Source organism: Actinoallomurus acanthiterrae (genome assembly GCF_054775715.1).
The window spans coordinates 10,056,707-10,072,373 of the sequence record NZ_BAAHCO010000001.1; the positions used below are offsets into that span (position 1 = coordinate 10,056,707).

At 69.8% G+C, this 15,667-nt stretch carries 22 protein-coding genes; 10 read left to right on the plus strand and 12 right to left on the minus strand.

The window, feature by feature from the left end; translation table 11 throughout:
* Window positions 1-30 precede the first annotated feature (30 nt).
* The 3 genes from ACYVF7_RS47385 to ACYVF7_RS47395 are packed head-to-tail and all read right to left on the minus strand — an operon-like array spanning window position 31 to window position 3,942.
* Window positions 31-624 (minus strand): hypothetical protein, encoded by a 594-nt coding sequence (locus ACYVF7_RS47385; protein ID WP_460352728.1) that lies wholly within the window; start codon window positions 622-624, stop codon window positions 31-33.
* The gene (locus ACYVF7_RS47390) at window positions 617-1,465 is read right to left on the minus strand and encodes a leucine-rich repeat domain-containing protein (RefSeq protein ID WP_460352730.1); all 849 of its coding nucleotides are present in this window, start codon (window positions 1,463-1,465) and stop codon (window positions 617-619) included. Before ACYVF7_RS47390 ends, ACYVF7_RS47385 begins: the two co-directional genes overlap by 8 nt.
* On the minus strand, window positions 1,444-3,942 hold the full coding sequence (locus ACYVF7_RS47395; protein ID WP_460352731.1) for an NACHT domain-containing protein: 2,499 nt from the start codon (window positions 3,940-3,942) through the stop codon (window positions 1,444-1,446). The genes ACYVF7_RS47390 and ACYVF7_RS47395 overlap by 22 nt, the downstream gene beginning before the upstream one ends.
* A gap of 178 nt (window positions 3,943-4,120) precedes the next feature.
* Here ACYVF7_RS47395 and ACYVF7_RS47400 point away from each other — a divergent pair, with 178 nt between their 5' ends.
* Window positions 4,121-4,633 carry a GNAT family N-acetyltransferase gene (locus ACYVF7_RS47400; RefSeq protein WP_460352733.1) on the plus strand — a complete coding sequence of 171 codons (513 nt, stop codon included), beginning with the start codon at window positions 4,121-4,123 and terminating at the stop codon, window positions 4,631-4,633.
* Window positions 4,634-4,691: 58 nt separating this feature from the next.
* On the plus strand, window positions 4,692-5,093 hold the full coding sequence (locus tag ACYVF7_RS47405) for a PPOX class F420-dependent oxidoreductase (protein ID WP_460358507.1): 402 nt from the start codon (window positions 4,692-4,694) through the stop codon (window positions 5,091-5,093).
* Window positions 5,094-5,101: 8 nt separating this feature from the next.
* On the opposite strand, the gene ACYVF7_RS47410 is transcribed toward ACYVF7_RS47405, so the two are convergent.
* Window positions 5,102-5,644 carry a hypothetical protein gene (locus ACYVF7_RS47410; protein WP_460352735.1) on the minus strand — a complete coding sequence of 181 codons (543 nt, stop codon included), beginning with the start codon at window positions 5,642-5,644 and terminating at the stop codon, window positions 5,102-5,104.
* Here ACYVF7_RS47410 and ACYVF7_RS47415 point away from each other — a divergent pair.
* A complete protein-coding gene (locus ACYVF7_RS47415) occupies window positions 5,637-5,846 on the plus strand; it encodes a hypothetical protein (RefSeq protein WP_460352736.1) in 210 nt (69 codons plus the stop codon). The two genes, ACYVF7_RS47410 and ACYVF7_RS47415, sit on opposite strands and share 8 nt — an antisense overlap.
* 44 nt (window positions 5,847-5,890) lie before the next feature.
* Here the strand turns inward: ACYVF7_RS47415 and ACYVF7_RS47420 are convergent, their stop codons facing one another.
* Window positions 5,891-6,952 carry a methionine synthase gene (locus tag ACYVF7_RS47420; RefSeq protein WP_460352738.1) on the minus strand — a complete coding sequence of 354 codons (1,062 nt, stop codon included), beginning with the start codon at window positions 6,950-6,952 and terminating at the stop codon, window positions 5,891-5,893.
* A 52-nt stretch (window positions 6,953-7,004) separates the two neighbouring features.
* On the minus strand, window positions 7,005-7,940 hold the full coding sequence (locus tag ACYVF7_RS47425) for a pentapeptide repeat-containing protein (RefSeq protein ID WP_460352740.1): 936 nt from the start codon (window positions 7,938-7,940) through the stop codon (window positions 7,005-7,007).
* Window positions 7,941-8,100: 160 nt separating this feature from the next.
* Between ACYVF7_RS47425 and ACYVF7_RS47430 the strand changes: the two genes are divergently transcribed.
* Both ACYVF7_RS47430 and ACYVF7_RS47435 read left to right on the plus strand, forming a co-directional pair.
* Window positions 8,101-8,445, plus strand: a complete 345-nt coding sequence (locus ACYVF7_RS47430; RefSeq protein ID WP_460352741.1) for a hypothetical protein — start codon at window positions 8,101-8,103, stop codon at window positions 8,443-8,445.
* Window positions 8,423-8,944 (plus strand): acyl-CoA thioesterase, encoded by a 522-nt coding sequence (locus ACYVF7_RS47435; protein WP_460352743.1) that lies wholly within the window; start codon window positions 8,423-8,425, stop codon window positions 8,942-8,944. Before ACYVF7_RS47430 ends, ACYVF7_RS47435 begins: the two co-directional genes overlap by 23 nt.
* On the opposite strand, the gene ACYVF7_RS47440 is transcribed toward ACYVF7_RS47435, so the two are convergent.
* Window positions 8,902-9,303: a nuclear transport factor 2 family protein gene (locus tag ACYVF7_RS47440; RefSeq protein WP_460352744.1), complete on the minus strand. Its 402-nt coding sequence runs from the start codon at window positions 9,301-9,303 to the stop codon at window positions 8,902-8,904. The two genes, ACYVF7_RS47435 and ACYVF7_RS47440, sit on opposite strands and share 43 nt — an antisense overlap.
* A 90-nt stretch (window positions 9,304-9,393) precedes the next feature.
* Between ACYVF7_RS47440 and ACYVF7_RS47445 the strand changes: the two genes are divergently transcribed.
* On the plus strand, window positions 9,394-9,963 hold the full coding sequence (locus ACYVF7_RS47445; protein WP_460352745.1) for a TetR/AcrR family transcriptional regulator: 570 nt from the start codon (window positions 9,394-9,396) through the stop codon (window positions 9,961-9,963).
* Here ACYVF7_RS47445 and ACYVF7_RS47450 read toward each other — a convergent pair.
* Together ACYVF7_RS47450 and ACYVF7_RS47455 are read right to left on the minus strand one after the other, a co-directional pair.
* A complete protein-coding gene (locus ACYVF7_RS47450; protein ID WP_460352746.1) occupies window positions 9,906-10,070 on the minus strand; it encodes a DUF397 domain-containing protein in 165 nt (54 codons plus the stop codon). The genes ACYVF7_RS47445 and ACYVF7_RS47450 overlap by 58 nt on opposite strands.
* Window positions 10,054-10,893 (minus strand): helix-turn-helix domain-containing protein, encoded by an 840-nt coding sequence (locus ACYVF7_RS47455; protein WP_460352748.1) that lies wholly within the window; start codon window positions 10,891-10,893, stop codon window positions 10,054-10,056. Before ACYVF7_RS47455 ends, ACYVF7_RS47450 begins: the two co-directional genes overlap by 17 nt.
* Before the next feature lie 116 nt (window positions 10,894-11,009).
* On the opposite strand from ACYVF7_RS47455, the gene ACYVF7_RS47460 reads away from it, so the two are divergent.
* The gene (locus ACYVF7_RS47460; RefSeq protein ID WP_460352750.1) at window positions 11,010-11,429 is read left to right on the plus strand and encodes an ATP-binding protein; all 420 of its coding nucleotides are present in this window, start codon (window positions 11,010-11,012) and stop codon (window positions 11,427-11,429) included.
* 16 nt (window positions 11,430-11,445) lie between these two features.
* Here the strand turns inward: ACYVF7_RS47460 and ACYVF7_RS47465 are convergent, their stop codons facing one another.
* Window positions 11,446-12,054: a TetR/AcrR family transcriptional regulator gene (locus ACYVF7_RS47465; RefSeq protein WP_460352752.1), complete on the minus strand. Its 609-nt coding sequence runs from the start codon at window positions 12,052-12,054 to the stop codon at window positions 11,446-11,448.
* Window positions 12,055-12,153: 99 nt separating this feature from the next.
* On the opposite strand from ACYVF7_RS47465, the gene ACYVF7_RS47470 reads away from it, so the two are divergent.
* Genes ACYVF7_RS47470 through ACYVF7_RS47480 form a run of 3 tightly spaced genes read left to right on the plus strand, consistent with a single transcriptional unit; the run spans window position 12,154 to window position 13,830 of the window.
* Window positions 12,154-12,894, plus strand: a complete 741-nt coding sequence (locus tag ACYVF7_RS47470) for an HD domain-containing protein (RefSeq protein WP_460352753.1) — start codon at window positions 12,154-12,156, stop codon at window positions 12,892-12,894.
* Between the two features lie 40 nt (window positions 12,895-12,934).
* Window positions 12,935-13,366 (plus strand): ester cyclase, encoded by a 432-nt coding sequence (locus ACYVF7_RS47475; RefSeq protein ID WP_460352755.1) that lies wholly within the window; start codon window positions 12,935-12,937, stop codon window positions 13,364-13,366.
* Window positions 13,366-13,830 carry a nuclear transport factor 2 family protein gene (locus ACYVF7_RS47480; protein ID WP_460352757.1) on the plus strand — a complete coding sequence of 155 codons (465 nt, stop codon included), beginning with the start codon at window positions 13,366-13,368 and terminating at the stop codon, window positions 13,828-13,830. The genes ACYVF7_RS47475 and ACYVF7_RS47480 overlap by 1 nt, the downstream gene beginning before the upstream one ends.
* On the opposite strand, the gene ACYVF7_RS47485 is transcribed toward ACYVF7_RS47480, so the two are convergent.
* A complete protein-coding gene (locus tag ACYVF7_RS47485; RefSeq protein WP_460352759.1) occupies window positions 13,825-14,208 on the minus strand; it encodes a hypothetical protein in 384 nt (127 codons plus the stop codon). The two genes, ACYVF7_RS47480 and ACYVF7_RS47485, sit on opposite strands and share 6 nt — an antisense overlap.
* The gene (locus ACYVF7_RS47490; protein ID WP_460352761.1) at window positions 14,205-15,566 is read right to left on the minus strand and encodes a flavin monoamine oxidase family protein; all 1,362 of its coding nucleotides are present in this window, start codon (window positions 15,564-15,566) and stop codon (window positions 14,205-14,207) included. Before ACYVF7_RS47490 ends, ACYVF7_RS47485 begins: the two co-directional genes overlap by 4 nt.
* Window positions 15,567-15,667: the final 101 nt, after the last annotated feature.

The window sequence follows — 15,667 nt, forward strand, 5'->3', positions numbered from 1 at the left end:
GGACCCATCCCGCAGGAGCGCGGACCCGCGCTATCCGAAGAACGCCTGGCCGAGTGCGAGCAGTACGGCGGCGACCCCGCACAGCGCCGCCGCGGCCAGGAAACCGGCGAACGACCAGAGAAGTACGGGGATCAGCGTTCCCCACGGTCGCGGGTTCGAGCTGAGCGGCACGTCCGCCTCGACCCGGACCCGTCTCGGCATGACGCACAGCACCAGCAACGCGAGTGCCGCGAGGCTCACGATCCCGAGCACACCGGCCACGTCGAGCACGGCGTCGGCCGCGCCGGGCTTGGCGTATCCACCGTCCGCCTTGCGACGCAGCGTCGTGGGTTTGCCGACATGGACCCGCGCGTTGGTGATCCGGGCGGCTGGGTCGGCGGGCCCTCCGTTCGCCGGCGTGAACGTCCCCGTGCACACCCGTCTGCTGCCGCGCCCGGACCCGTACGTGTGACAGTGCGCGGCGGTGAACGTCCCGGGCGTCCCGGCGAGCCCAGCCGCGTACCGGAAGCCGTTGATCGGGAAGAACTCCAGCCAGACCGCCAGGACGACCACCCCGATCGCCACCAGCACACCCGCCACCGTCCGGGTCAGGCTCATCGCGACGTCGCTCTGCGGCTCAGACATGCCACTCGATCCTGGCGGTTCGGTGTAGCCGGTCGAGTCCGCGAACCGACTGGCCGACCGCGAGGTGGACCGTGAGGTGGCGAATCCGTGCGAGGGGAGACAGGTCCAACCCCTCACCGGCGCCTTGGAGGAAGAGATACCGGAGCTTGGGATGATCCCGTAGTGGCTCGAGATCGGCCACCCCCCGGTAGCTCTCCAGGTCAAGGCGTCTGAGTTCGGAGAGTCCGGCAAGCGGCCCCAGGTCGGTGACCGAGGCACCCCTGAGCGTAAGCGTGCGCAGCGCGGGAAAACGCGCGACCGCTTCGATGGACGTCACACGCTGGGCTTCCGACAGGTGCAAGGCTGTGAGCGGCAGCGTCGCGAGGACATTCAGATCGGCACACCAGTCACCGCCATCGGCCGAGAGCGTTCGAAGGTCCGGGAAGGCGTCCACCAAGGCCTCGATCGCCGCACGATCGAGGCGCGCGCCGCGCAGTGTGAGATATCGGAGTCCGCCGAGCGGACGCAGTGCGTCGATCCCCGTGATCGCCCGGCAGTTGTGCAGGTGAAGCTCACGTAGTTCACCGCACTCGGCCAGCGGGGAGAGGTCGTCGATCCCTTCCAAGTGCGTCAAAGCGAGGGATCTCAACCGTGGAATCCGGTGCATAAGGCCGAGATCGGCGGCGAACCGATCGGAGAAGAGGTCGAGTTGACTCAAGGCCGGCAGCGCGAGGAGCGGCGACAGATCGCGGAGAGTGCCGTCGATCTGCAGCGTAAGATTCTCCAGGTCCGGGTGGCTCGTGAGCAGGTGCAGGCTTCCCGGCCGGACACGGTTCGCGATCAGCTGTTTGAGCGCCGGCACTCCCGCCAGGCGTTCCAGCTCGTCCTTGGGCAGATGGACCTGAAGCCGGGTAATGCGCCGAAGTGAGTGGACGGCGGGGAGCAGATCCGGGTCCCAGACATGAGCCGGCCGTTGTCGAGCGGAGCGTCGGCGAGGACCCGTTCTGCGTACGTGTGCGGCTCGAAGTAGTCCCAGGCGGTGATCAGCTCCTCCTGGACCTTGGTTCTCGGATCGGTCGCGTAGCGGGCCAGCAGGTCCATCGCGCGCGGACCGTTGATCAGCCAGGCGGCCTGCACGGTGGCCGCCGCCTGTTTCTCCGTAAGGCCCTCAGGCGACTCAGGCAGGCGGCGCAGGATCTCCTCGCCCGCCGCGGCGAGGCGGCGGGCGTCGGCTTCGTTCCTCGGTGGGATTAGCGCCGAGACGCAGCGCTCGACGCGGTCACGCGAAGCTCCGGGCAGATCCGGGACCGTCTCCAGGCACGCCGCCACCAGCATTCGTAGCCGGTGCGCGTTTCTCGGCTCCGCGTCGGCGCGGTCGAGCAGTCCGGTGAGGAGTTCCTCTCGCAGGGGTGCGTTGGCGTGCCCGGCGGCCATCACGACGGTGTCCCGCCACTGGTCGAGGTGCGCCTTGTCCACCAGGGTCTCGACGTCGGCGTCGTCGGCGGCCTGCCTGGCGGCCAGGTACTCCTGGACCGTACGGTGCACGAAGTCGATCCGGCCCGGCACGGGCTCACGGATGACGCCGCTGCGGTGCAGCAGGTAGTCGAGGATCGCCTCCGCCGAGGCGTCGACCCGGGGCATCGCCGCCGCTCTGGCCGCGATGCGCTTCAGCGCGGTCGCCTTCGACATCTCGGCCCGGCCGAGGACGGTGAGCCGCCAGGCGATTTCCTGCAGCAGCCGTTCCTTCTGGTCGCGTTCGAGTTCGATGCCGGGGTGGCTCCGGACGCCTCGCTCGACGTCGCGGCGTTCGAGCAGCATGTCGAGAACGGCCCGGTACAGACCCATGCGGTCGCGTGGCAGGTTCGTGACCCGGTCGAGGTTGAGGGCGCACAGCATGGCGGCGAGCAGAGGTGTCGTCGCCAGCGCCCGCAGGTGCGGGCTGCTCTCCAGCCGGGCCAGCAGCGTGCCCTCGTACCCGGGAAGTTCCTCGGGAGCGCACGGGAGGCTTCCCGCGTGGCGTACCGCCGCGTGCCACTGCCGTACGAGTTCCCGCAGGTCGTCCGGCGTCATCGGCTCCAGCATCATCGGCCGGAAGCCTTCGGCGGACAGCCAGCGTGTGTCGGCCGCCGCCGGCCGGGAGGTGACGACGGCCCGTGCGCTCGGATAGACGTCGAGCAGGTCCCGCAGCCAGCGCCGAACCTCGTCACGCCGGCCTTGGGGAACCTCGTCGACCCCATCGACCAGGATCAGCCCGCGCCCTGCGTCGAGCACCCGGTGCACCCATCCCGGCGGCATCAGCCCCTGGAGGGGGCCGGTGACGAAGTCCTCCGGTTGCGGAAGGCCGCTCTCGGCACGGCTGCGGAGTTTGATGAGGAAGGGCACGCGCCCATTCCAGTCGGAGAGGTCACCGGTGAAGGCGCCGCGTGCCGCCGTCACCATGATCCAGCCCAGCAGGGTGCTCTTTCCCGAGCCCGCCTGGCCCCGCAGGAGCGTACGGGACGAGCGAGCGAGCATCGGTTCGACCCGCGTGGTCGACGGCTCGCGCCCGTGATCGCCGGTCAGCGACGCGACCTTCAAGGGCTCGACCTCGTCGCGGCGGCGGTCCTCGGCCGTCACGGTGAGACTGATGTAGGCCACGCTGAGCGTGGCGCGCGGACGGTAGTTGTCCACCCGAAGGCCGAACAGCTCGATCGCGTCCATACTCCGGGCGACGTGCTCCAGATACCGTCGCACGAACTCGGCGTCGTTCTCGGTGCCTGCGGGGGCGTCGAGCGTACGGGCCGGAAGCCTCTCCAGGACCAGCGAGACCTGATCCCCCAGACCGGACATCCGGGAGAGCGTCTCCGCGAGCGCGCGGGGCGCGAACTCCGGCAGGCCCAGCAGGATCCGCACCAGGCAGTCGCAGCACTCGTCGAGCATCACGTCGTACAGCCGGGAGGCGGCGTCGCCGTGTCCGACCGGCGCCGGCACCGACCCGCGTACGCGCCGGGCCAGCTTCACGGGGTCGGCGTCCTCGCTGAAGATCACGTCGTCGGAGAGGTCCACCCGCTCGACGGCCGCCTTGACGTCGAGCAGCACGGCCGCGCGATCGTTCTCCTCGAGCCCGCCGTACTCCTGCTCGACGAGCGCCGAGAGACGCTTCTCGACCGAGTCGGCGATGTCGGCGAGTTGGCGTTCCAGCTTGCGCCGGACGAACCGGTCCGGCAGCGACACCCTGATCAGCTCGGTCAGGTCCTTGTCGCGGTCGGATTTCGCCGCCCGCGATGCCAGCCACTCGCGCCCCGCCCGCTGTGCCACCGCCTTGGCGGCGGCAGCGGCCACCGGTTCGAGTCCCGTCACGAATGCCCCCAGCACCGACGCCTGGACAAGCCACCACAGAATCGACTCCTTGGACGCAGCCGTTACTGATCCGGTTGCGCCTGGACATCTCTACGGTTGACTTCGTGACCATGCTGAACGACACGGCGCGCAAGATCATCCTGGACAGCGGCCCGCAGGTGCGTACGGGCGTGGCGGCGTGAACGCCATCCGCGCCGAGGTCATCGCGACCCGGCGGCTGGACCTGCTGCCGTTGCTCGTCGAACACGCCGATGAGATGGCCATGGTGCTGTCCGATCCGGCCCTGCACACGTTCATCGGTGGTGCCCCGGACAGCCCGGAGGCGCTGCGCTCGCGCTACCGGCGCATGGTCACCGGCTCCCCCGATCCCGCCGTCCACTGGCTCAACTGGGTGATCCGCCTCCGCGAAGAAGCGTGCCTGGCGGGAACGGTCCAGGCGACGATCGGCCCTTCCGGTGACGGGCTCGTCGCCGAGATCGCCTGGGTGGTGGGAACTCCCTGGCAGGGGCGGGGCATCGCCGCCGAAGCGGCCCGAGGGCTCGTCGCCTGGCTCGGAGAACGGCCCGTGGACGGCGTCGTCGCACACATCCATCCTGAACACCGGGCGTCCGCCGCCGTCGCCACCGCCGCCGGACTCACCCCCACCGAAGAACAACACGACGGCGAGATCCGGTGGCGTCTCGCGCGTTGACGACGGCTCCCGGTGCCGTGCCGGGCACAGGCGCGCCCGTACGGTTGGCTCCGTGACGATGCTGAACGAGACGGCGCGCAAGCTCATCGACGACCCGAATCCGGCGATCCTGGGGACCATCAACCTCGACGGCAGCCCACAGACCTCGGTGGTGTGGGTCGGCCGGGACGGCGATGACCTGCTCGTCTCCACGGCCGCCGGTCGGCGCAAGGAGACCAATCTGCGCCGCGACCCCCGCGCCAGCCTGACCGTCATCGACCGGAACGACTTTCAGCGGTACGTCGAGGTACGCGGCACCGCCACGATCACCGAGGACGTCGGCAGGCGCCTGGCCGTCGAACTCGGCGAGCACTACGAGGGCCCCGGCGCGGGCCAGGAGTACATCGAACTCCCGCCGGAGGTCGTCCGCGTCGTCATCCGCATCACCCCGCACCGGGTGGTGGGCACCGTCGCCGGGTGACCGGTGCCTCAGACGTGGGAGAGCAGGAAGCCCACGAGGAGGGACAGTCCGGCCAGGAGCAGGGAGGCTCCGAACAGCGGGACGACGATGGTCAGCAGCGTCCCCCAGGGCGGAGGATTCTGCCGCATCCGCTTCCAGCCGCCGGCCGAGACCCGCTTCGGCGCCGCGCAGAGCAGTACGAGGAGGAACGCGGCGAGGCTGACGATCCCGAAGGCGGTCGCCAGGTCCTTCCCGGCCTTCGCCGGACCGGGCTGGACATAGCCGCCGTCGGGCTTGCGGCGCAGGGTGGCGGACGTGCCGACGTGGATCCGAGCGTCGCGGACCTGAGCGGTCCGATCGACGGATCCACCCTTGGCCGGCGCGAACGTCCCGGTGCAGACGGGCGGGCCGCCGTTGCCGGACCCGGTGGTGTGACACCGTTCGGCGGTGAACGTCCCTGGCGTCCCGGACAGCCCGGACGAATAGCGTGCGTCGTCGAGCGGAGAGGTCAGCAGCCACCCCGCGAGACCGAGGACACCGATCGCGGCCAGGACGCCGACCGCGGTGAGCAACACGCTGAGCGGAGACCCCGCCGCACCGCGCCTGCTCCTGGTGGATCTCGTCCGCCCGCCGGCGGACCTGCTCTTCCGCCCCGTGGCGCCGCTCTTCTTCCGCCCGGTGGCACCGCTCTTCCTCCCGCCCGTGGCGGGCCGGCTCCTCTGCCGCCCGGCGGCGGAGCCGCTCTTCTTCCGCCTGGCGGCGGACCCGCCCTGAGCGTGCCGTTCCGCTCGCGCCCGCGCCATCGCAGCCGCCTCTTTCTATTGGTGATGTGATCCGTCCGAGCCCTCGCCGGCTCGGACGAGCCGGCGGGTTCTGATCAGTCCTCGGCGGTCTCGGCCAGGATCTGCGCCGCCTCGCGGCAGTGCTTCAGCGCGGCGCGTACGTAGCGTGGGCCGCGCGGCCAGGCCGCAGGACGGCGTGACCACCACGCCCTCGGCGAGGACCTTCGGGGAGAAACCGAGACGCCGCCACAGCTCCTGGACGCGGGTCAGCGACTGTTTCGGCGCCGGCAGGCGGGTGTCGGTGCCGGGGACGATGCCGAGCAGGAACCCGGTGCCCGCCTCGACGGCCTCGCCGATGGCGTCCTCGTCCGCACCGCGCAGCAGTGCGGCGTCGACCGAGATCGCCTTCGCTCCGGCCGCCCGCAGCAGACCATACGGGGCGCGCGGAGCGCAGCAGTGCACGAGCGGGAAGGCGTCCGTGGCCTCGATCACCCGCCGCAGACCGTCCTCGGCCAGCGGGGCCTCGACGGCGGGGAGGCGGGAGAAGCCGCTCGCGGTCGGCACGGTCCCGGCCAGGACACCCGGCAGGCCGGGCTCGTCGAGCTGCAGCATGACCGTCGCACGCGGCAGCCGTCGGCGTACGTCCCGGACGTGCGCGGCGACGCCCTCGGCCAGTGAGGCGATCAGGTCGCGTACGGCCCCCGCGTCGCGGAGCGCGCGGTCGCCGTACTTGAGCTCGATCGATGCGGCCATCGTCCACGGACCGGTTACCTGGATCTTGACCGGCCCCTCGAACTCCCCCACCTGCTCCTCGAGCGTGTCGAGGTCCCGCGCGAGCATGCTCCAGGCTCGGGACACCTCCCGGCCCGGCCGGTCGGCGAACCTCCACCCGGAGGGCTGCAGCGCGACGGCGAGCTCCACGAGCAGTCCGGCGGTGCGTCCGACCATGTCCGCGCCGGGTCCCCGGTCCGGGAGCTCCGGAAGATACGGCAGGTCGGGGAGCTCACCGAGGACGACGCGCAGCGCCTCGGCGGGATCATCCCCGGGATGGGAACCGACGCCGGTGGCGGTCCCGATGGTCCACGGAAGATCAGGCACGGCAAAAGCTTATTGCCTGGCGACGGCAGCCTCGCATGCCGCGAGGCTCGGGTCAGAATCGGGTGGTGCCGTCGGTCCGAGCGCTCCGGCGGATCTGATCCGGTGTCATTCCCAGCACGTGGGTCAGGTCGGCGCCGCGCAGGTCCGCGCCGGTCAGCTGCGCGCCGGTCAGGTCGGCGCCGTGCAGCCGTGCGCCGTACAGCCGCGCGTCGCGCAGGACCGCCTCGCGGAGGTCGCTGCTGCCCAGGTCCGCGGCCCCCAGCGCCGCACGGCTCAGATCCGCGCCCTCCAGGTTCGCGCCCCGAAGATCCACGACGTACCAGCCCGCGCGCCGCAACCGGGTGACGGTGAGGTACGGGCCGTGGAAGTGGGTGTCCCTCCGAGCGCTGTTCGATTCGGAACTCACGAGGTACGCACCCGGTATGCGGACGCCGTGCAGATCGAGTGAGTACGGCTCGCGGGTCCGGTCGTTGCCGACCAGGACGCTGAGAGCGGCCTGGACGTCGGTGTCGGGCTCGCCGGGTGTGCCGGCGCTACGGCGAGGGGCGTGGACGCGCACGTAGGCGGCCAGCACGTTCATGATCGTGTCGTGGTCACGGTCTGAATCAGCGGCAAGCCGTTCCAGTGCGTAGATGGCACCGAGGCGAACCTCCGGGCTGCCGGCGCCCAGCTGTTCGACGGCCTTGGTGTACCGGTCGGTGATCTGACCTTCCTGGCTGCTTCGCAGGGTCAGAGCGGTGGCGATCAGACCGGCCGCGGTGAACACCACGCCGAACAGGATGCCGATGCTGTTCACACTCTGCTGCCGGTGCTGACGGCGCTGCAGGGCCAGCTCCATCCGCTCCTTCGCCGGCAGCGCGGCGAGCTCGTCCGCGGTGGGCAGCACGATCTCGGGCCGGCGACGAGGCCGGACCCCACCGAACCTCCGCCCTCCTGCTTTGAGGGGCTCGGCGGGCTGTTGATCCACTGCCTGGTCTGGCTCGGTCATGCTCGCTCCCCGCCTCGGACGATCGCTCGCGCCGGATCGGCACAGATCCCCGACCGATGAGACACGTGGTGGTGGCCGATTCGTTCCAGAACGCAGGAGCGGGCATGAGTGGCGAGCATCTCATAGCTTAGCGATTGGTATCGATTGCTAACCTATTCAGATGGAGCCGTCATCGTCGTGGCGTACCGAGCAGGTGGCCGCGGCACTACGCCAGATCAGCGCCGGCCTCGCGGCACTGGCCGATGCGATCTCGGCCGACCCGGCGGAGGCCCCGGAGGAGAGCCGTCACCGTTCTCTCATCGCCGAATGGGGGACGCGGGGCTTGACGAGAGCCGAGGCGAGTGCGCTCTTCCGCAGGCACGGCTTCTCTCCTCAGGCGGCGGGCGGCTGGGCCCGGGGCGACTGGCTCGAGGTCCGCGACGACGACCGCCGCTACTTGACCGAACGTTCGCTGCAGTGGCTGGCAGAACAGGAGCCCTCTGATGACACCGACGGTCGGCATTGAGCCGTTCAGCGTCCGGCTGGAGGTCCGCATCTCCGAGGTGGACCCGCAGCTGCACCTCAACGGGGGCTTCTACGTCCAGTACGGCGACCATGCCCGTTTCCAGTGCGTACGGGCCGCCGGGGTCTCCGTCGAGGAGCTCCTGGCCGATGGACTCGGACCCGTCAACCTGGAGACCGTCATCCGGTATCGCCATGAACTCCGCGCCGGAGACCAGGTCGACGTGTCCTGCGACTGGGAGTGGGGCGACGGCAAGACCTACCGCGTCCGGCACCTCATGAGGCACCTGGACGGCACCGTGGCCGCCGAGGTCGATCACGTGAGCGGACTGCTCGACCTCCGAGCCCGCCGGCTGATCGCCGATCCCGCCGGCGAGTGGCGGGCCCGCGCGGCCAGGCCCGAACTCCTCGGCCTCCGCCCCGCCCCTCCGACTCGGCCCGGCCCGCCTGACGTCGGCGCTCAGGCGGCCGTGAGGTCCGGCAGGGAGCCGACGCCGACGTAGTCGCGGAACAGCACGATCCGGCCGTCGCGGATCCGGAACACCTGGATGCACGGCACCTCGAACGTCTCCCCCGTCGTCGTCACTCGCCCGACGCTCACGAGTTCGATGATCACCACTTCCGGGTCCGAGGTCTGGTGGATCTGCACCGTGCGCAGGTCGATGATCTCGAACGGCATCCCGGCGGCGTGCGCCGAGAACTCACGGATCGCCTCCCGGCCTTCGAGCCGAGCGGGGAACCCGTCGGCGGCGAACGGCATCTCGATCACGCCGTCCGCCGCGAAGAGATCGGCGAACGCGTCCATGTCCCTCGTGACCAGCAGACGCCGCCGCCGTTCGAGGACCTCCAGCGGACCTTCCATCACGGCCTCCCGTTCAACGCTCGTTCAATGACTGATTCAACGACTGTAGAACGAGATGGCGACTCGGTCAACGCCCGTACAATGAACCGCGTGAGTGATTCCTCGGCGCGGCCGTCCCGGGCCGAGCAACGGCGCAACACCGAGGTCCGGATCCTGGGCCAGGCCCGCCGGTTGTTCGCCGAATCCGGCTACGACCGGACCACCATCCGCGCGGTGGCGACGGCCGCCGAAGTGGACCCCGGCCTGGTCATGCACTACTTCCGCAGCAAGGAAGAGCTCTTCGCACGGGCGACCGAGGGCGGGCCCCCGCCCCTGCCCGGTGGCACGCCGGAACAGGTCGCCGAACAACTACTCGACGTGCTCCGAGGTTCGCTGGCCGACGAACCCGTCGAGTCGCTGGCGGTGCTCCGGTCGATGCTCACCCATCCCGAGGCGGCACACGAAGCCCGGGAGGCGTCCCGCATCCAACGGGACCAGATCAGCGAAGCCATCCCGGACGACCAGGCCGACCTGCGCGCGGGGTTGATCAGCGCCGTGCTCATCGGCGTCGTCCTCGGCCGGCACCTGATCAAGCTCGACCCCCTCGCCGACGCCGACCCGGATCAGATCGTCGAGATCCTGCGCCCCTCGATCCGTTCACTCACCAAAGCCGACGACTGACCGACCCCGTCTGGCGTACCGCCGACCCCGGAAATCTTCGCAACCTCGACACACTCGGTGGTCCCGCCCCCGCCTCCGCTGTAACTGCTCTTACGCCATGAGGTCATGGTCCTCAACCATCCTTACTAGGAGGTCGCGAGTCTGGTCCTCGTTCAAAGCGCGTGCGGCGATGCGGTCGAATCTTACTGAGACGGCAGCAGCCTCTGCTTGGTCATCGATCACTCGACCGACGTCCAAGACGGTCCCCGCGAACGCCGCGAGGCGGCGGCCGGGCAGCTCGAAGAACCAGAATGAGCCGTCGACGCCGATATGCGGCGCAGCCGCGAACGGAATCACTCGCAGTGACACGTGCGGAAGTGCACTCAACTCGACCAGGTACTCGAGCTGAGCTTTCATGACGACTTGGCCGCCCATCGAGCGGAGTGCCGCCTCATCCAGGATTGTCCAGATCAGCGGCGGATTGGGACGGCGGTGCAAAATGGCGGCCTGAAGGTCCATCCGCCGCCCCACGGCGGCTTCCACGTCATCGAGCAGTCCCGCCGCGTGCCCTGCAGACAGCAGTCCACGGGCATAGTCCTCCGTCTGGAATGGAATGGGGATGAAGCCGTTGTGGAAGATCTTTAGCTGGTCCGACTCTCGCTGATAGCAGCCGACGCGGGCGGGCCAGTCGGGGTTGTGGCTGAGGCGGGCGAAGCGGCGGAGCCGTACGAAGAGGCCGCCGGTGTCCCAGGCCTTGTCGAGGCGGTCGGCCTGGATGCGGGTGAGCTTGTTGCGGCCGGCTTCGGCGTTCGAAACCCCATGTTTGTTGACGCCGATGACGGCGCCTACCTCGGTCTGCGACATACCGCGCTTCTGGCGCTCGTAGCGCAGGTGAAAGGCGATGGCGTTCCAGAGGGACTCGTCGGGGTCGAGGTTCTCGGCGGCGGTCATCGCTGCCTCCGGGGGGTTCAGAAGTCCACTTGAATCTTCCGCATCACTCAGAGTGAGGTCATTGTTACAGAACGACCACGCAACGCGCACGATCTCTGAGGAAGACGGGCGACGCCATGACCGACCGGGTATCCCCCGAAGAGGAACGGATCTTCGCTTTCCGGCAGTTGCCCACGGGGCCGACCGCCGCGGGCGAGGCACGGGAATGGTCGGCCAAGGTGCTGGCCTGCTGGGACCTGGCCGCCCTCACCGACGATCTACAGACGGTCGTCACGGAGCTGGTGACGAACTCGCTGCGCGCCGGGGCGGGCGCGATCCACGCCCTCATCGAGTGGCGGTGGAACGCGAAGGCTCTGGAGCTCCAGGTCTGGGACGACGCGCCCGGCCGGCCGCAACTTCGGCAACCCGACTTCGTCGCCGAGACCGGGCGCGGCCTGTTCATCGTCGCCGCGCTGTCCACCGCCTGGGGACATCACCCCGCCACCGACGGCGGCAAGGTCGTCTGGGCTCGCTTCGCCACGCGTGCCGCTCCGTGACGACGACGCCCGGCCGTCAGCGGGCCAGGAGCCCGTTGGCGACGATGTCGGTGGCGGTGTGCAGGAGCTTGCGAAGTTCGGGGTTGGTACGGCGCAGGCTGTCGGGCCGCCAGCCGAGGCTGATCACTCCGTTCCAGGCCGCCCACAGGACGGTGGCCGCGTCCGCGGGATCGAAGGCTCGGATCACGCCCGCTTCCATCCCACGGCGAAGGGCCTCGACCATCCGCCGGTTCTGCGCGTCGACCGAGCGGGCCAGGCGTTCGGCGACCTCGCGCCCAGCCGCGTACTGTCCCGGCTCGCCGGGGAAGGCCAGCATCCGGAAGTACTCCGGGTGGGCCAGATAGAACTCCAGGTATTCGTCGGCGGCGGCGTACAGCTGCTCGGCAGGCGTGCGCTCTCTCTTGTAGGCACGGTCCATGTAGTCGCGGTCGACATCGAGCGCCTGCTCGATGACCGCCGCGTGCAGGCCCGACTTCGATCCGAAGTGGTTGTAGATCGAGCCGACGGCCACCCCGGCCTTCTGGGCGATCTCCTCGACGGTCACCTCTTCCACGCCGCGCGTGCTGAAGATCTCCTCAGCGGCGCGCAGCAGGGCTTCGGCGGTCCGCTGTCTCCGCGGGTCCATACCACCCCTTCTTGCAATGATTGCAACTACCTGTTTCGGCTGCTACTGTATCGCCGGATCTCTTGTAATGATTGCAAGAAATGCCGGGGAGGTTGAGCGATGGCACCAGTGGGGACACGCGAGTGGGCGATCGCCACCGGGGGTGCGCTCGGATTCCCCGACAGGATCCGGCTCGCGCGAGACGCCCTTCTCGGCCAGCTCGCCGAGCTGCTCGGCAGTCGGACGAAAGCTGCCACCTTCGTCGTCGAGCGTGAACCGCCGGACAGCGCGCTCGCTCGCAGGGTCCTGGCGCTGGCGGAGGCCACATACTCCGCGCCTCTGCTCGGCCACTGTCTGCGCTGCTGGCTGTGGGCCGATCTCCTGGCCGGGCTCGACGGCGTCGGCTACGACGAGGAGCTGCTCTACGTCTCCTGCCTGCTCCACGATCTGGCGCTCATGGACCCCTACCGGCCCGGCCAGGCCCAATGCTTCGCGGTGCACGGCGGCGAGGTGGCACTGGCCACGCTGGCCTCCTACGGCGCGCCGGAGTCCTTCGCCGAAGCCGTCGCCGAGGCGATCACCTTGCACATGAACATCCGTATGCCCGCGGAGTCGGGCCCGGAGGCCCGGCTACTGCACGACGCCGCGCACCTCGACGTCGTCGGCACCCGAGCGCGCCGGCTCTCACCCGATGCCGTACGGGCGGTCCTCGCCCGGCACCCGCGCGACGACTTCGCCGCCGACTTCATGGAACTGATGCGGCGTGAAGCCGCCGAACGCCCTCGTTCGCGCGCGGGAGTGCTCTGGCGTTCGGGCATGCGCCTGCCGATATCGCTCAACCCACTGGACCGTGTCCGTTGAGCGTGGAGCCGATACCGCCCGATCTCCCCAGGAGGAAGTCATGACCGTGACCGACAACGACCTTGCGCGGATCGTCGACGACTACGGCCAGGCGTGGAACTCCCATGGCTTGGACGAAATCATGGCGATGCATACTCCGGACACCGTGTTCCGGCTGCATCTCCTCGGTTCGGCCGAGGCCGCCGGGCACGCCGAAGTCCGTGAGGTCTTCGCGGGGCTGCTGGCGTTCTGGCCGGACATTCATTTCGCCACGGACAGGCTCAGTCTCGGAGACGGCTTCTTCGTGCACCAGTGCTCGATCACCGCGACGCTGGCCGCACCGCTTCCGCTCGACGGCCTCGTCCTCCAGCCGACCGGGAAACCGATCCGGTTCAGCGGGGTCGACGTGATCAGCGTGGCCGGAGGGCTGGTGCACCGCAAGGAGACCTACCTCGACATCGCCGCCGCGATGCAGCAACTCGGGGCGCTGTGATGGCCGACTGGCACGGCGTTCACGAGAAGGTCGTCGCGGGTTTCGCCGCGAGCTGGGACAGGCCCGAGCCCCATGCCTGGGACGACCTTCTCGCCGAGGACGTCGAGCTCAACCAGCCGCTACTGCCACGCATGAAAGGACGACAGCAATGGCGGGAGGAGGCCGGACGGCTCCTCGCGCTCCTGCCCGATCTCCGCAGTGACGTGCTGAGCTGGACCGGCGACGCGGACATCCTGTTCATCGAGCACCGGCTGAGCGCCACCGTCGGACGCGTACCGGCGCGGATCCCCGCCGTCGACAAGATCTGGATCACGGATTCCGGAAAGGTCCTCCGGCGCGACGCGTTCTTCGACCCGCTCTCATTCGCACAACTCGTACTGCGGCAGCCGTCCATGTGGCTGCCGTGGTGGCGATCCGGCCTTGAGCCGCTGGCCGGCCGCCGTAGACTTGCCGGCCGGTCATGAGGTCTTCGAACCGCTCAGCCGCGCCAGCACGGCGAGTGCCACGCTGACGATCACCAACGCACCGGCCTCGAGCGGGCCGAGCGCCGCCGGACGGGCCGCGCAGATGTCCACGACGTGCGACACGGCGTGGAATCCGTTCCACAGCGCGGCGAGGGTGAGGGTCGGTGTGCGCCAGCGCCGGCGTTCGACGGCGACCAGCATCCCGGCCCCGAACGTCGCCGCGCATGCGGCGTAGTCGTGGACGAGATGGTCGTTGCGCGGCCCGAAGTCCGCGATCGTGCCCGCGAACGAGCCCGCGTCGATGGTGGCCCAGCCCGCCTGGGCGACGAAGGACATGCCGAAGACGAGCAGGGCGATGCGCCAACCACGCTCCGTCATGGGGTCACCGCCGCGCCCGTACGTGCCAGGACCTCCCGGGCGGCGCGTTGGCCGGCCGACACCGCGCCGTCCATCGATCCGTTCGCGATGACGGCCGTCTCGGCGCCGGCCCAGAACACGCGGCCGACGGGGGCACGCAGCGCGTGCCCGACCGCGGTCCACCCACCGGGTCCGAAGTAGCCGGCGTAGCAGCCGCGTGTCCATTGCTCGCTCACCCACGTCATCTCGTGGAACCGCGTGGGCTCGGCGGCCTGCGGCCCGAACAGCGCGGCCAGCCGATCCAGGACGGCGCAGCGGCGCTGCTCGGGCGTAAGAGATGCGAGAGCGCGTGCGTCCTCGGCGAGGGAGAAGGCGACGAGGGCGCCAGGACTGCCATCCGGCGGTGAGTTGTCGAAGGTCATGCTGATCGGCGCGTCGGTCGTCGTCGCGTGGCCGGACAGTCGCTGCTCGCGCCAGAACGGCGCGGGGTAGACGGCGGTGAACTTGATGACGGTGCCACCGGCCATGCGCTGGGCCAACTGGACGCGCGCCACGGGCAGGGCCGGACGGAACTCGATGGCCGCGGTCAAGGCAGGGGGCACCGCGACGACCACCGCCGCCGCGTCGATCGAATCGGTGTCCGTCCGCACCCGAACGCCGCCTTCGTCCTGCGTTATCGCGCGCACCGGCGTACCGAGGCGAACGCGCTCGCCCAGCGACGCGGCGACGCGTGCGGCTATCTCGTGCGAGCCGCCGACGAAGCGGTCCTGCTGGTAGCCGCCGTCGGTGCGGATCAGTGAACTGAGCCCGCCGCCGGTCGCGATGTAGAACAGCCAGTGCAGCAGCGAGAGCTCGGCGGGTTCGGCCGCCAGCACGGCCTTGATCGACAGGCGCATCAGGTCACGGCCCGACCGGGTGTGCATGTGCCGGTCCATCCAGCTCCGCACCGTCATCGTGTCGGCCCGGCGCGCCCACCCCGCCGTGGCGGGGGCCTGGAGATCGATACGTCGGGACAGCCGTTCGAGGCGGGCCTGAGCCACGCGGAAGTCGAGCAGGCCGAGCAGTACGCGGTGCGGGATCTCGCCGGAGTAGCGGGTGACCCGCCCGCCTCGCGCGAACAGATGACGCCCGTCGATGTGCGTGGGAAACATGTCGATCCCGACCTCGGCGGCGAGCCTGCGAATCTCGTGATGGTCCGGTCCCGCCCACTGGCCGCCCATCTCCACGACCTTGCCGGGCGCGATCTCCGCGTTCAGGGTTCGGCCGCCCACCCGATCGCGCGCCTCCAGGACGACGACGTCCGCGCCGGCCTGCCGCAGACGCAGCGCGCACGTCAGACCCGACAGCCCGGCCCCGACGACCACCACCTCGGTTCTCATCCTGCCTCCATCGAGTTCTTGCAATGATTACAACAATTCGCACGGTAGCTCCCATCAGAAGATCTTGCAATAATTACAAAATGTCTTCTGACGACACATGG

Bases quoted from the DNA above. Each gene is read 5' to 3' on its own strand.
- ACYVF7_RS47490 (WP_460352761.1), bottom strand. From the start codon at position 15,566: ATGAGAACCGAGGTGGTGGTCGTCGGGGCCGGGCTGTCGGGTCTGACG.
- ACYVF7_RS47485 (WP_460352759.1), bottom strand. From the start codon at position 14,208: ATGACGGAGCGTGGTTGGCGCATCGCCCTGCTCGTCTTCGGCATGTCC.
- ACYVF7_RS47405 (WP_460358507.1), top strand. From the start codon at position 4,692: ATGCTGAACGAGACGGCGCGCAAGCTCATCGACGACCCGAATCCGGCG.
- ACYVF7_RS47465 (WP_460352752.1), bottom strand. From the start codon at position 12,054: ATGGACCCGCGGAGACAGCGGACCGCCGAAGCCCTGCTGCGCGCCGCT.
- ACYVF7_RS47440 (WP_460352744.1), bottom strand. From the start codon at position 9,303: ATGGAAGGTCCGCTGGAGGTCCTCGAACGGCGGCGGCGTCTGCTGGTC.
- ACYVF7_RS47480 (WP_460352757.1), top strand. From the start codon at position 13,366: ATGGCCGACTGGCACGGCGTTCACGAGAAGGTCGTCGCGGGTTTCGCC.
- ACYVF7_RS47435 (WP_460352743.1), top strand. From the start codon at position 8,423: ATGACACCGACGGTCGGCATTGAGCCGTTCAGCGTCCGGCTGGAGGTC.
- ACYVF7_RS47430 (WP_460352741.1), top strand. From the start codon at position 8,101: ATGGAGCCGTCATCGTCGTGGCGTACCGAGCAGGTGGCCGCGGCACTA.
- ACYVF7_RS47455 (WP_460352748.1), bottom strand. From the start codon at position 10,893: ATGACCGCCGCCGAGAACCTCGACCCCGACGAGTCCCTCTGGAACGCC.
- ACYVF7_RS47470 (WP_460352753.1), top strand. From the start codon at position 12,154: ATGGCACCAGTGGGGACACGCGAGTGGGCGATCGCCACCGGGGGTGCG.
- ACYVF7_RS47385 (WP_460352728.1), bottom strand. From the start codon at position 624: ATGTCTGAGCCGCAGAGCGACGTCGCGATGAGCCTGACCCGGACGGTG.
- ACYVF7_RS47475 (WP_460352755.1), top strand. From the start codon at position 12,935: ATGACCGTGACCGACAACGACCTTGCGCGGATCGTCGACGACTACGGC.
- ACYVF7_RS47450 (WP_460352746.1), bottom strand. From the start codon at position 10,070: ATGACCTCATGGCGTAAGAGCAGTTACAGCGGAGGCGGGGGCGGGACC.
- ACYVF7_RS47460 (WP_460352750.1), top strand. From the start codon at position 11,010: ATGACCGACCGGGTATCCCCCGAAGAGGAACGGATCTTCGCTTTCCGG.
- ACYVF7_RS47425 (WP_460352740.1), bottom strand. From the start codon at position 7,940: ATGACCGAGCCAGACCAGGCAGTGGATCAACAGCCCGCCGAGCCCCTC.